Here is a 13127-nt window from a genome sequence, read left to right on the forward strand (position 1 = left end):
GGGGTGCTCATACCGTGGTCTGAGCTCTCAGGTCCCCGGCGCCACGATCCCTGTCTCGTACGCAATCACCACTACCTGCACACGGTCCCGGGCGCCAAGCTTGGCCAGGATATGGCCCACATGGGTCTTCACTGTTGCCTCGGACAGGAACAGGCCCGCCGCAATCTCGGGATTCGACTGCCCCTGGGCGATCAGTTGGAACACTTCACGCTCGCGGGCCGTCAGGCGCTCTACGGCAGCGGCGTGCTCACTCCGTTCAGGGGTCTGTGTCCTCAGCAGCGGCGCCACATGGTCCAGCAAGCGTCTGGTGGTGGAGGGAGCGATCACGGCGTCCCCACGGTAAACGGTCCGGATTGCTTCAAGGAGTTCTTCGGGTGGCGCATCCTTCAGGAGGAATCCGCTGGCACCGGCTTGGATAGCAGCCAGAGCGTACTCATCCAGATCGAACGTGGTCAGGACAACGATCTTGATTTCCGCGCGTTGGGAACCAGCGGGTTGCGCCGCTGCCTGCTCCAGGATGCGACGGGTTGCCTCGATGCCATCCATCCCGGGCATACGTACATCCATCAGGACCACATCGGCAGTGGTGGCGGCGAGGGCCTGGACAGCCTCGATCCCGTTTGCCGCCTCGGCGACTACTTCCAGGTCCGGCTGCGAATTGATCAGCATGCCAAAGCCCGAACGGACCAGATGCTGGTCATCAACGAGTGCAACCCTGATAGGCGCAGGAACGTCAGACATGGTTTAGGCCTCCGAATAGGGGATAAAAGCGGACACGCGGAAACCGCCGCCCTGTTCCGGGCCTGCGGCCAAAGAACCATCGTAGAGCGAGACGCGCTCGCCCATTCCCCGCAGGCCGTTGCCGCCCCCGGCGGACGGCGGATCAGCAGCGGCGCCCCGGCCGTCGTCGACGATATCCAGTTGAAGGCCGCGGGCCTGCCACGTCAGGGTGACGCCCGCCGTCGCCTTCGGTCCAGCATGCTTCATGACGTTGGTGAGGGCTTCCTGGATGATTCGGTAGGCCGTGAGTTCAGCCCCCGCGGGGAGTGCCCGGCGGGGGACACCGCTCTGTTCAAAAGCCACTTGGAGGGTAGCGGCGCGGAAGCCCAGGAGCAGTTCGTCCAGGTCTGACAACCGGGGTTGCGGACGTGTGGGGGAATCGTCGTCGGAGCGGAGTACCCCCAGCAGCCTGCGCATTTCTCCCAGTGAGTCCCTGCCCGTGGCAGCAATCGTGGCCAGCGCTTCGGTGGCGAGCTCTGGTTTTGCCGCCGCCGCATATCGGGCGCCGTCCGCTTGGGTGATGATGACCGACAGTGAGTGGGCAACAATGTCATGCATTTCCCGGGCGATATGGGATCGTTCGTCGGCAGCTGCCAACTGGCGCTCTTGCTGCTGTTCGACTTCAAGCCGCCGGGTCCGGTCCTCCAGCGCCTGAAGTTGGAGCCGCCGAACCCGGGTGAGGTCGCCCAAGGTCCAGCTCACCAGGACCAGCATCCATATCAGGACCGTGTAGAGCGCTCCGATGGTGAGCCCCATGATCCCCGACTCGGCAGTACTGGAATATTCGCGGGTGGTCAGCATGATGCCACCCAGCATGCCGGCCACCAGCACCGTGCGGCTCGCCCAGGCCGGCCCGTAGGCGGCGGTTGCGTAGATGACGAGTGGGACGGCGATTTGGCCCGCCACCGGTTCGGAGCCTACTGCCCACTGAATGAGGCACACAAGAATGACGACGCCGGCCGCCACAGCCGGGCGCGTACGTCGCCAAGCCAGCGGAAGCAGGAGGCTGCACGAAAGGACAAAGAGCCAGGGCCGGGAGGCGAGCAGGTAGACCGGACCGAAAAGGAGTATCAGCAGCGAGGTGGCCGTCATATCCACTTTGAAGCGATTGATCCGGAACCATTCATATACTGCGTGCCTTCTGTCCACGCTAAAACTCTATGCGCTTGGTCCCGGCCCGGACATCATGCCGTGGTCTGACTTCGCGCGGGTTCGAGTGTTCGCAGAATGAGACGATTTTGACCAGCATGTGGATTGCTTGGCTAGATAGACCTATGAGTGCAACGTCCATCAATCTCGCTGTCATCCCTGGCGACGGCATTGGCCCAGAGGTCATCGCCGAAGCCGTCAAGGTCCTTGAAAAGGCTGTCGCCACGGAGGGTGTCACCCTCGAGCTGACCAACTACAAGCTCGGTGCCCAGCACTGGCTTGAGACTGGCGAGACCCTTCCGGATGAGGTCCTGGCAGACCTGCGCACGCGCGATGCCATTCTTTTCGGCGCAGTGGGTGCGGCCCCCGGCGATACGCGAATCCCCTCCGGCATCATCGAACGCGAGATGCTGCTCAAGCTCCGCTTCAGCCTGGACCACTACGTGAACCTGCGCCCGTCCCGTCTGTATGGAACGGTCGGCAGCCCTTTGGCGAACCCCGGCACCATCGACTTCATCGTGGTCCGCGAAGGTACCGAGGGTCCCTATGTCGGCAACGGCGGCACACTGCGTGGCGGCACTCCGCACGAGGTTGCAACCGAAGTTTCCCTCAATACCGCCCATGGCGTTGAGCGCGTGGTGCGCGATGCGTTCCGCCGCGCCAGCGAGCGTCCGCGCAAGCACGTCACACTCGTCCATAAGCACAATGTTCTGGTTTACGCCGGGCACCTGTGGAAGCGGACCGTCGAGGCCGTGGCCAAGGAATTCCCCGAGGTCACCCACGATTACCTGCACATCGATGCTGCCACCATTTTCATGGTGACCGACCCCTCCCGCTTTGATGTCATCGTCACCGACAACCTGTTCGGCGACATCCTTACCGACCTCGCTGCTGCCGTCACCGGTGGCATCGGCCTGGCGGCATCGGGCAATATCAACATGGACCGCACAGCGCCGTCCATGTTTGAACCCGTCCACGGCTCCGCTCCGGATATCGCCGGTCAGCAGAAAGCCGATCCCACCGCGGCCATCCTCTCCGCAGTGCTTCTCCTGGACCACCTTGGCTACACCACGGCGGCCCGCAAGATCGAGGCGGCAGTGATCGCCGACGTCGAGAGCCGCACCGGCGAGCCACGCAGCACAGCTGCCATTGGCGACGCCATTGCGGCCGCACTTTAGGCCCAATTCTCAGGCGTAAGCTTGTCTTGAATTATTTACCTGCTTCCCTGGTCCATCGCTGAACCACACCCTTTGGGACCCGGTTCGCCCTGCCAGGTAGCTGACTGTGGAGGAAACATGACTCAGACTGCCCATGGCGTCGAATTCAGCCAGCAGCTTTCGGAAACACCGAAGTCTGCTGAGGAGCGTGCAGCCGTCCTGGCGAACCCAGGCTTTGGCGACTACTTCACCGACCACACCGCCGTCGTCGACTACAAAGTTGACGCCGATGGCAATGGCGGTTGGCTGAATGCCCGGATCGAGCCTTACGGACCCATTTCCCTGGACCCCTCGGCTGCTGTGCTGCATTACGGCCAGGAAATCTTCGAGGGCCTCAAGGCCTACCGCCACGCTGACGGCTCCGTCTGGACGTTCCGGCCGGAGGCCAACGCTGCGCGCCTGAACAAGTCGGCCCGTCGTCTCGCGCTTCCGGAACTTCCGGAAGAGTACTTCCTCGGCGCCATCCGCGAACTGGTGCAGGCAGACCAGGGATGGGTTCCTTCCGGCGACGGCGAAGCCCTTTACCTGCGCCCGTTCATGATCGCTACCGAGGCGTTCCTGGGTGTGCGCGCTGCCCGCGAAGTGTCCTTCCGCGTCATCGCTTCTCCCGCCGGCAACTACTTCGGCGGCGAACTCAAGCCTGTCTCCATCTGGATCTCCCGCGAATACGCCCGTGCCGGCCGCGGCGGAACCGGCGCCGCAAAGTGCGGCGGCAACTACGCTGCCTCCCTGATCGCGCAGCAGGAAGCCGAAGCCAACGGTTGCAAGCAGGTCCTGTTCCTGGACCACTTCAATGACGACGCCGTGGAAGAACTCGGCGGCATGAACGTCTTCTTCGTCATGAAGGACGGCTCGCTGGTCACTCCCGCGCTCAGCGGTACCATCCTGGAAGGCGTCACCCGGATGTCCGTCATCCAGGTGGCCAAGGACATGGGCCGGGAAGTCACCGAGCGCAAGATTACGTTGGATGAGTGGCGTGATGGCGTTGCCTCCGGCGAGATCACCGAGGTCTTCGCTTGCGGAACCGCTGCTGTGATCACGCCGATCGGTGTCCTCAAGGACGCCACGGAATTCATCGGCTCCGAGGACGCCAAGGCGGGCGAGACCACCATGGCTATCCGCGAGCAGCTCCTTGGCATCCAGACCGGAACCGTCGAGGACCGCCACGGCTGGTTGACACGCCTGGTCTAAGCCTTAGTATTTCCTGACACAACCGAAACGCACGACGGCGGTCCGTTCCCTTGGTGACAAGCGGAAGGGCCGCCGTTCTGCTTCCCGGGATGCTCTCTCACCCCTCGTCGCTTTTTTGTGGATGCTCTCTCACCAACTGGCGCCATTTTGCGGATGCTCTCTCACCAATGGGCGCCTTTTTTGTGGATGCTCTCTCACCTCCTGTGGGAGGCGCTCTAATCGGCGACGACGGCACTACAGCCGGGTGACGGCGTCGGGCCTTTTGACGGTGGTTTGGTGAGAGAGGGATGGGTGGATGGGGGTGATTGGTGAGAGAGCGTCGCTTCGGTGCCAAGATGGGACAGTGACTTCTGAATCAACAGCGACCTCCAACGACTCTTCCCTGCAGCGCAGCAGTGAGCTCACCCGTTTCCGATTGGCCCCGAACCCAGGACCGATGAGCCTGGACGGCACCAATTCCTACGTCATCGGAGCGCCGGGCTCTGGACACGTGGCTGTAGTGGACCCGGGCCCGGAAGACGAACAGCACCTGGCCGAGTTGGCCGCGGCCGGCGCGGTGGACGTTGTGCTCATCACCCACCGGCACGCAGACCACACGGAGGCCTCCGCGCGCTTCCACGAACTAACGGGCGCCCCGGTCCGCGCAGTATCCCCGGAACACTGCCATGGCGGAGAGCCCCTCCACGATGGCGAAGTCCTGAACGCAGGTGGCGTCGAAATCCGCGTCGTGGCAACCCCGGGCCACACCTCCGACTCCGTGTGCTTCCATCTCCCGGACGACGGTCCGCACGGATCAGTCCTGACGGGGGACACCATCCTGGGGCGCGGCACCACAGTGCTGGACTACCCGGACGGAAGGCTGGGGGACTACCTCGCGAGCTTGGACCGTTTGGAAACCCTCGGCGCCGCAACGCTCCTGCCAGCGCACGGCCCGGCGCTCCCTGCGTTGGATGCGAAATGCCGTGAATACCGCGAACACCGGGAGCAGCGGCTCGATCAAATCAGGGTAGCGCTGGACCAGTTGGGCGCGGACGCCTCGATACCCGCCGTCACCGACGCTGTCTATCCCGACGTCGACGCTTCCGTCAGGTGGGCCGCTGAGACTTCCGTTGCGGCCCAGTTGGATTACCTCCGGAGCTAAGCCCGGACTGTAGGCTTGAGCCCATGCGTATCGCCCGGTTTGTAGTTGATTCTGATCCCCTTTACGGCGTTGTCGAAGGTGAGCCCGGCAGTGAGGAAATCACTGTCATTAATGGTGACCCGTTCTTCAACGGCGTCGAACGTACCCATGTGAAGCACAAGCTCGAGGACGTGCGGCTCCTGGCGCCCATCATTCCCCGCAGCAAGGTGATAGGTGTCGGCCGGAACTTCGCCGAGCACGCAGCGGAACTGGGCAATGAAGTTCCCCAGCAGCCGTTGTTGTTCCTGAAGCCCAATACCTCGGTGATCGGCCCGAACGACCCCATCATCCTCCCCGAGTTTTCGGAGGAGGTCTCCTTCGAAGCCGAGCTGTGCGTGGTGATCGGCCGTATCTGCAAGGACGTCCCGGAAGAGCGCGCGGACGACGTCATCTTCGGCTATACCTGCGGCAATGACCTCACCGCCCGCGATGTGCAGAAAACGGACCTTCAGTGGGCCCGCGCCAAGGGCTTCGACACCTCTGCGCCGCTGGGTCCGTGGATCGAAACCGAACTCGACCACGAAGACCTCTCCATCCAGGGCCGCCTCAACGGTGAACTCCGCCAGGACGGCAGCACCAACCAGATGATCCGCGGCGTCCGCGAACTCGTCTCGATCGTTTCGCATGCCTTCACGCTCCTCCCAGGTGACGTCATCATGACCGGAACCCCGGCGGGTGTTGGCCTGGTCAGCGAGGGCGACCGGTTCGAAGTGGAGATTGAAGGCATCGGCCGCCTCTCCAACCCGGTGGTTCGCCGCTAAGCTCCCGGCGAAACCTCAAACGCCAAACCCCGACGGCGGCACGCGCCTTTCACACGAAAGGTAAGTGCCGCCGTCGAGCGCTTCCGACCGGGAAACCTGAGCGGCGCCAAGCGGTAAAGTTGGAACCACTATGACTACTGCTTCTGCGTCGAACGCTGCCCCCAGCGCCATCCCTGCCGTCAACGCCGAGACTCCGGTCCGCGTGCGTTTTTGCCCGTCACCTACGGGAACACCGCACGTTGGCCTGATCCGCACCGCCCTGTTCAACTGGGCCTATGCGCGCCACACCGGTGGAAAGCTGATCTTCCGTATCGAGGACACGGACTCTGCCCGTGACAGCGAAGAGAGCTACCACCAGCTTTTGGATGCACTCAAGTGGCTCGGCATCAACTGGGATGAGGGCGTAGAGGTTGGCGGACCGCACGAGCCGTACCGGCAGTCGCAGCGCGGCGAGATCTACCAGGACGTCATCGCCAAGCTCAAGGCCGGGGGACACGTTTACGAGTCCTACTCCACTCCTGATGAGATCGAAGCCCGCCACAAGGCGGCCGGCCGCGACCCGAAGCTGGGCTACGACGGCTTCGACCGCCACCTGACGGAGGAGCAGCTGGCACAGTTCAAAGCCGAAGGCCGCGAGGCTGTCCTGCGTCTCCGCATGCCGGACGAGGACCTCACGTTCAACGACCTCGTCCGCGGCGAGATCACCTTCAAGGCCGGCTCCGTCCCCGACTTTGCAGTGGTCCGCGCGAACGGCGCCCCGCTGTACACCCTGGTGAACCCGGTGGATGACGCGTTGATGGGAATCACCCACGTCCTGCGCGGCGAGGACCTGCTGAGCTCCACCCCGCGCCAGATCGCACTGTACCGCGCGCTCTACGCCATCGGTGTGGCCGAGTACATGCCGGAGTTCGGCCACCTTCCCTATGTCATGGGCCAGGGCAACAAGAAGCTGTCCAAGCGTGACCCGGAGTCCAGCCTGTTCCTGCACCGCGAACGTGGTTTCATTCCCGAGGGCCTGCTCAACTACCTCTCGCTGCTGGGCTGGTCCCTGAGTGCGGATGAGGACATCTTCACGGTGGAGCAGCTTGTGGCGAACTTCGACATCCACGATGTCCTGGGCAACCCTGCGCGCTTCGACATCAAGAAGGCCGAAGCCATCAATGGAACCCACGTCCGGATGCTCGCTCCGGAGGACTTCAAAGAGCGGCTGGTTCCGTACCTCCGTGCAGCAGGTTTCGTAGGTGAGATCCTCACTCCGCGGCAGGAAGAGATCCTCGCAGAGGCAGCCCCGCTGGTTCAGGAACGCATCACCCTTCTGGGCGAGGCTCCCGAGATGTTGGCCTTCCTGTTCAAGGCAGACGATGCGATCGACGTTGCCGACGACGCGCGCAAGGGCCTCCCGGCCAACCTTGAGGAAGTCCTTGACGCTGCCCTCGCGGCACTGGAGCCCATCGAAGAGTGGACGGCCGAGAACATCCAGAGCGCTCTGAAGCAGGCGCTGGTCGAGGACCTGGGCATCAAGCCGCGTGCGGCGTTCGGGCCTGTGCGTACTGCCATCTCAGGCCGCCGTATTTCCCCGCCGCTGTTCGAATCCATGGTGATCCTGGGCAAGGACTCGTCCCTTGGCCGCGTTCGCGCGTTCCGCGGCTAAGAGCGGCCCCACGTCATGGCTATCGCAAGCTCTTTCGGCACCATCCACGGTGTCCTCTTCGACATCGACGACACCTTGGTGGACCTTGAGTACGCCATGACAACAGCTTTGCGTGACGTCAGTGAACATCTCCTGCCCGGCCTCGACCAGGCCGGGTGGGTGAAGTTCGGTCGCATCTTCACGCACGAAACCACGCACTTCTACGACCGCTATCTGGCCGGCGAGCTGACCTTCAACGAGCAGCGACTGCTTCGCGGCAGGGCTGCCCTGGGCCATTTTGGCGTGGAGCTCGGCGATGGTGACGAATCGCAGGCGTGGGTAAGTGAGTACCACCAACGCCAGACGGCGTATGTCAGGGCTTTCGACGACGTCGAAGAGGTTCTGGACGCACTCGATGCCGCCGGCATTCCCTACGGAGCCGTCAGCAACAACGTTCATGACTACCAGCGCGCCAAGCTGGACGGTGCGGGCCTTTCCAGGATCAAGGTCCTGGTGGGCACAGACACTGTGGGCGCGGCCAAGCCGGAGCCGGCCATCTACCTCGAGGGTGTGCGCCTGTTGGGTACTGCGGCGGAGAAGACTCTCTACGTCGGTGACAACAGGCTGCTCGATGCTGATGGTGCCTCGGCGGCCGGACTCATTGGCGTGTGGCTCAACAGGACCGGGGAAGTGGTGGAAGAGTTCACCGGACGCCAGGTTGACTCACTGTCGCGGCTGCTGGCAAAAGCTCCTACTGCGGCTTGAGAATCATGTGATGCAGGTAACGGCTTCTCGATTTGTGCAGGCGGCAAGACTCCGGTAGAGTCATTACTCGTGCTGAGGGGCACGGAGGGAAAAGCTAAGGGAAACCGAAGCGCGGAACTCCGGTCCGAAAGTCACTTTGGGATATGGTGTAATTGGCAACACTACGGTTTCTGGTACCGTCATTCTAGGTTCGAGTCCTGGTATCCCAGCTCTGAAAATCCGCGTAAACACGCTGGAAATTCGGAACTTCCAAGTCGCTGAAGCGATTTGGAGCGAAGTTGAAAGTATGAAATACTCATTCAGCTTGATCGCCGGAAACGGTGATAAAAAGTGCAAGGCCCCATCGTATAGCGGCCTAGTACGCCGCCCTCTCACGGCGGTAACGCGGGTTCGAATCCCGCTGGGGTCACCACAGAATCCCCCGGAACCCAGGTTCCGGGGGATTTCTTTTTTCTCCGTTTTCCATCCGCTGTGCCAGCCCCACGCTTGCAAGGTGGATCGGGCTGGCATGATGATGCTGTGACCGCAAACCAAGACCCGGCATCAAGCCGGGAACATTCCGTAGCCCAAGGTGCGGCGGCCGCCGTCGAAACTTTGGAGTCGGCCCGTGCGGAACTGGCGGCCACCACCCTTCCGCTCGCCGTGCCGGACGCCGAGGAAGCCCGCCGATGGATTCGCGAGTCCCTTGCGCAGCTCGACGACTACGTGATTCCACGTTACAGAAGCTTGGATGCCCCGCTGTTGGCCGTCGTCGGCGGTTCAACTGGTGCGGGCAAGTCCACGCTGGTCAACGCGCTGGTGGGGTACCCGGTGACACGTGCGGGCGCCATCAGGCCGACCACGCGCCAGCCTATCTTGCTGCACCATCCCGAGGATGCCCGGTGGTTTGAAGGCCACAGGATTCTTCCGAGCCTGGACCGCATCAAAGGCGCTGTCTCAACGAGTCCTTTGCCGGCAAACCAGGCAGGTGCCGCCCCCGACGCCCAGGCCATCACGTCGTTGGTATTGGTAGGTCATACTGCGGTGCCCCAGGGAATTGCACTCCTGGACGCGCCTGACGTCGACTCGATTTCCGATGACAACCGCAGGCTGGCTGGACAGCTGCTTGCTGCCGCGGACCTCTGGGTGTTTGTCACCACAGCAAACCGATACGCCGACGCCGTACCCTGGCGTCTGCTCCTGGACGCGGCTTCGCGGGACATCACCGTAGCCGTGGTGCTGGACCGGGTGCCGGGTGCCGCTGAAGACGAAGTCAAGACCGACCTTCAGGCAATGCTTGACCGGCAGGGGCTCGGGGCAGCGAAACTCTTCGTCGTTCCGGAAAGCGACTTGGACGGGCTTGGAATGCTCCCCGCGGAATCGGTGGCCCCGCTGGGTCGGTGGTTGGGCGCCCTCGCCGCCAATGCGGCGGGAAGGGCGGATGTGGCCCGGCGGACGCTCAACGGTGCCGTCAAGGCCGTCAGCGTTCGTTTGGAAGGAATCGCCAACGCTGCCGCGGAGCAGGATGCCGCTGCGCATGAACTCCAGGCAGTGTGCATCGCGGAGTATGGGCAGGCTCTTTCGCGCATTCTTGAGGCGACCAAGGACGGAGCATTGCTCCGCGGCGAAGTACTGGCCCGGTGGCAGGACTTCGTCGGCACCGGCGAGTTCTTTAGGGCTGTCGAGCAGAACATTGGCCGCTTCCGGGACCGCGTGGGGGCCTTCTTCCGCGGCGAACCCGCCCCGGCAGTGAAGGTTGAGACCGCCATCGAAACCGGGCTGCAGGCCGTCATCCTGGATGAAGCTGCCAACGCAGCAGAGAACGTGGACAGGCGATGGCGTTCGGACCCCGCAGGCCGACAACTCCTCGGCGCCCATGACCTGTCCGGAACCAGCGACGACTTTGACGCAAAGGCTGCTGCCGCGATCCGGTCCTGGCAGGAGGGTCTGATGGAGATGATCCGTACGCAGGGCCAGGGAAAGCGAACCCAAGCCCGGTGGTTGTCCTTCGGCGTCAACGGGCTTGGCGCAGCGCTTATGGTGGTGGTGTTCTCCATGACGGCAGGCTTGAGTGGTTTGGAGATCGGCATCGCAGGCGGAACGGCTGTGGTTGGCCAGAAGCTGTTGGAGGCAGTGTTCGGCGAGGACGCGGTGCGGCGCCTTGCCCAACAGGCGCGGGATGACCTGCACACCCAGTGCCAAAGGCTTCTGGACGAAGAGAAGCAGCGGTTCCTGAACAGGCTTGAGGCCGCGCATCCAAGCTCTGGCAATGACCTGGCACGGCACGCCAAGGCACTCGGCCGCCTGGCGGGAGCCGTATGAGCCGCCACAGCCAGGTCCGTGAATCTTCCCAGTTGCAGCGCCGCCTCGAATCTCTGAACACAGCCCGCGAACTCGCCGAAGGCGTGCTCCCGGACGCGGACCTGCAGTCTGTCTACGACGTCCTGGAACGCGCAACGTCGAGGCGGTCATTATCCGCGGGACACACCGTGGTGGGCTTTTTCGGGGCAACCGGCAGCGGTAAATCGTCCTTGTTCAACGCCGTGTCCGGGAGCGGGCTCGCCACCGCGACGGCCCGACGGCCCACAACGTCCTCGCCATTGGCAGGAATCTGGGGTGAAGACGGCAGCGGGCCCCTGCTCGACTGGCTGGACGTCAAGGAACGCCACACACTGCCGCCGGTTCCCGGGCTGGCTGAGGAGGGCACCGGCCTGGTGCTCCTGGACCTGCCCGACTTCGACTCTACCCGGATGGAAAACCGCGAGATCGCCCAGCGCATGGTGGGCATGGTGGACGTCCTGGTCTGGGTCCTGGATCCGCAAAAGTACGCCGACGCCGCCGTGCACAATGATTTCCTTCGGCCCATGGCCTCCCACGGCGCCGTTACCCTGGTTGTCCTGAACCAGGTGGATAAGCTCAGCGCCGCCGACGCCTCCGCCGTCATGGAATCGCTGGAGGGAATCCTGCAGCGTGATGGACTGGGTAAGGTCCGCGTTCTGGGCGCATCGGCCTTGACTGGCGACGGCGTCCCGGCCGTCCGCGGGGCCATCAGGAACGTCGTAGTACAGCGGGAGGCAACAACCCAGCGCCTTGCAGCCGACGTAGCGAAGGCCGCCGCGGAACTCGCTCTTGCCTCCGGCGAAGGTGAAGCCCGCGGCATCAACGGACGGGCAAAATCCCGGCTCGCATCTGAACTGGCGACGGCGGCCAACGTACCTGTCGTGGTGGATGCGGTCCAGCGGTCGTTCAAGAGGGAATCGGCCCGCAGGACGGGTTGGCCTGTGACGCGGTGGCTGTTGCGCTTTCGACCGGACCCGCTTCGGCGACTGAACCTGGGCAGGGCGGATACCAAGCCTGAGCTCAGCCGGACCTCACTACCTCCTGCCGGCGCACCAGAGCGCGCGCGGACGGATGCGGCCGTCAGGGATTTTGTGGACGAGGCATCCACCGGGGCGCCGGGACCCTGGCGGGCAGCTATCCGAAGTGTGGCACGAGATGGCAGGGAACAACTGCCTGATGCATTGGATCAGGCCATCGCCGGAACGGACCTGAAAGCGATGAAGCGTCCCTTGTGGTGGGTGCTGTTCAATACCCTCCAATGGCTGGCACTGCTCCTCGCCGTTGGAGGGCTGGGCTGGCTCGGCGTCCTGGCTGCCCTTGGCTACTTCCAGATGCCTGTGCCGGAGGTGCCACGGACAGAGGGCTGGCCCTGGCCGACGCTGATGGTGGCTGGGGGAGTCCTGCTGGGCATTGTCCTGGCCGTCGCTGGCCGCATAGTGGGCGGTTGGGCAGCGAGAGCGCGAGCGTCCGGGGCAGCGAAGCGGTTGAAGTCCGCAGTGGCACGTGTTGCCGAGCACCGGATCGTGGAGCCTGTCGACGTGGAGATCACGCGCTTGAAGGCTTTCAACGCTGCATTGAAAACGGCACGTTCGGCCTAGAGCGCTGCTGCGGCGTCCCGGACTTTGATGAGCGTGCGAAGATTCCTGGTGGTGGTGCTGGCTTTGTAGCGTGCCTTGGCGGAAAGCTTGCTGAACGGGCTGTCCAAGGTTCCACCTGCCGGAGCCAGCCACGCGGAGGCTTCGGGGCCCAGCCGCACTTGTTCCACCCCGCCAAGGGCAGCCCCGGCCTCGAAAAGGTCGTCAAGCATCGCGGTATCGGAGGCAAGTGTGATGTAGCTGTGCGTGGATTTGTCGTCGGCAGGGTACGGGCAGGCTTGGACCAGTTCGTCAACCCTGGCTGCCGTGAGCACCACCACCCATGCGTCGTAACCGAACGTCTTCCGGAGGCACTCTTCAAACCGGGCTTTGACGTCTTTGGCGCTGAGTGCACTCTGCAGCACAACGTTTCCGCTGGCCAGCAGGGTTTTGACCTTGCCAAACGGGTAGTCCTGAAGCGCTGTCTTGAGTTCGGCCATCTTGATGTTGATGCCGCCCACATTGATGCCGCGAAGGAATACGGCGTAATTGTTCATGCTG

The 13127-nt window shown here is 63.4% G+C and carries 11 protein-coding genes and 2 tRNA genes; 10 read left to right on the forward strand and 3 right to left on the reverse strand.

Features of this window, described 5'->3' with window-relative positions; all coding sequences use genetic code 11:
* Positions 1–27: 27 nt before the first annotated feature.
* Positions 28–741: a response regulator transcription factor gene (locus GVL04_RS07955; protein WP_159702215.1), complete on the reverse strand. Its 714-nt coding sequence runs from the start codon at positions 739–741 to the stop codon at positions 28–30.
* 3 nt (positions 742–744) lie between these two features.
* Entirely contained in the window at positions 745–1872 is a 1128-nt protein-coding gene (locus GVL04_RS07960) for a sensor histidine kinase (RefSeq protein WP_159702218.1), read from the reverse strand.
* A gap of 182 nt (positions 1873–2054) precedes the next feature.
* Between GVL04_RS07960 and GVL04_RS07965 the strand changes: the two genes are divergently transcribed.
* The 10 genes from GVL04_RS07965 to GVL04_RS08010 all read left to right on the forward strand — a co-directional run bounded on the left by GVL04_RS07965 (position 2055) and on the right by GVL04_RS08010 (position 12590).
* Positions 2055–3107, forward strand: coding sequence for a 3-isopropylmalate dehydrogenase (locus tag GVL04_RS07965; RefSeq protein WP_159702221.1), 1053 nt, complete (start codon positions 2055–2057; stop codon positions 3105–3107).
* Between the two features lie 117 nt (positions 3108–3224).
* Entirely contained in the window at positions 3225–4337 is a 1113-nt protein-coding gene (locus GVL04_RS07970; protein ID WP_159702224.1) for a branched-chain amino acid aminotransferase, read from the forward strand.
* 343 nt (positions 4338–4680) lie between these two features.
* Positions 4681–5478, forward strand: a complete 798-nt coding sequence (locus tag GVL04_RS07975) for an MBL fold metallo-hydrolase (protein ID WP_159702227.1) — start codon at positions 4681–4683, stop codon at positions 5476–5478.
* A gap of 23 nt (positions 5479–5501) precedes the next feature.
* Positions 5502–6278, forward strand: a complete 777-nt coding sequence (locus GVL04_RS07980; protein ID WP_090818840.1) for a fumarylacetoacetate hydrolase family protein — start codon at positions 5502–5504, stop codon at positions 6276–6278.
* Positions 6279–6408: 130 nt separating this feature from the next.
* Positions 6409–7929 carry a glutamate--tRNA ligase gene (gene gltX / locus GVL04_RS07985; protein WP_159702230.1) on the forward strand — a complete coding sequence of 507 codons (1521 nt, stop codon included), beginning with the start codon at positions 6409–6411 and terminating at the stop codon, positions 7927–7929.
* Positions 7930–7944: 15 nt separating this feature from the next.
* Positions 7945–8673, forward strand: coding sequence for an HAD family hydrolase (locus GVL04_RS07990; protein ID WP_159702233.1), 729 nt, complete (start codon positions 7945–7947; stop codon positions 8671–8673).
* A 137-nt stretch (positions 8674–8810) separates the two neighbouring features.
* Positions 8811–8882 (forward strand) — tRNA-Gln (locus GVL04_RS07995).
* Between the two features lie 127 nt (positions 8883–9009).
* Positions 9010–9085, forward strand: a tRNA-Glu gene (locus GVL04_RS08000).
* 107 nt (positions 9086–9192) lie between these two features.
* Positions 9193–10974, forward strand: a complete 1782-nt coding sequence (locus GVL04_RS08005) for a dynamin family protein (protein ID WP_159702236.1) — start codon at positions 9193–9195, stop codon at positions 10972–10974.
* Entirely contained in the window at positions 10971–12590 is a 1620-nt protein-coding gene (locus GVL04_RS08010; RefSeq protein ID WP_159702239.1) for a GTPase, read from the forward strand. The genes GVL04_RS08005 and GVL04_RS08010 overlap by 4 nt, the downstream gene beginning before the upstream one ends.
* Here GVL04_RS08010 and GVL04_RS08015 read toward each other — a convergent pair.
* The gene (locus GVL04_RS08015; RefSeq protein WP_159702242.1) at positions 12587–13123 is read right to left on the reverse strand and encodes a DUF1697 domain-containing protein; all 537 of its coding nucleotides are present in this window, start codon (positions 13121–13123) and stop codon (positions 12587–12589) included. The genes GVL04_RS08010 and GVL04_RS08015 overlap by 4 nt on opposite strands.
* Positions 13124–13127 lie beyond the last annotated feature (4 nt).

Source organism: Arthrobacter sp. 18067 (genome assembly GCF_902706295.1).
In the GTDB taxonomy this organism is placed as follows: domain Bacteria; phylum Actinomycetota; class Actinomycetes; order Actinomycetales; family Micrococcaceae; genus Arthrobacter.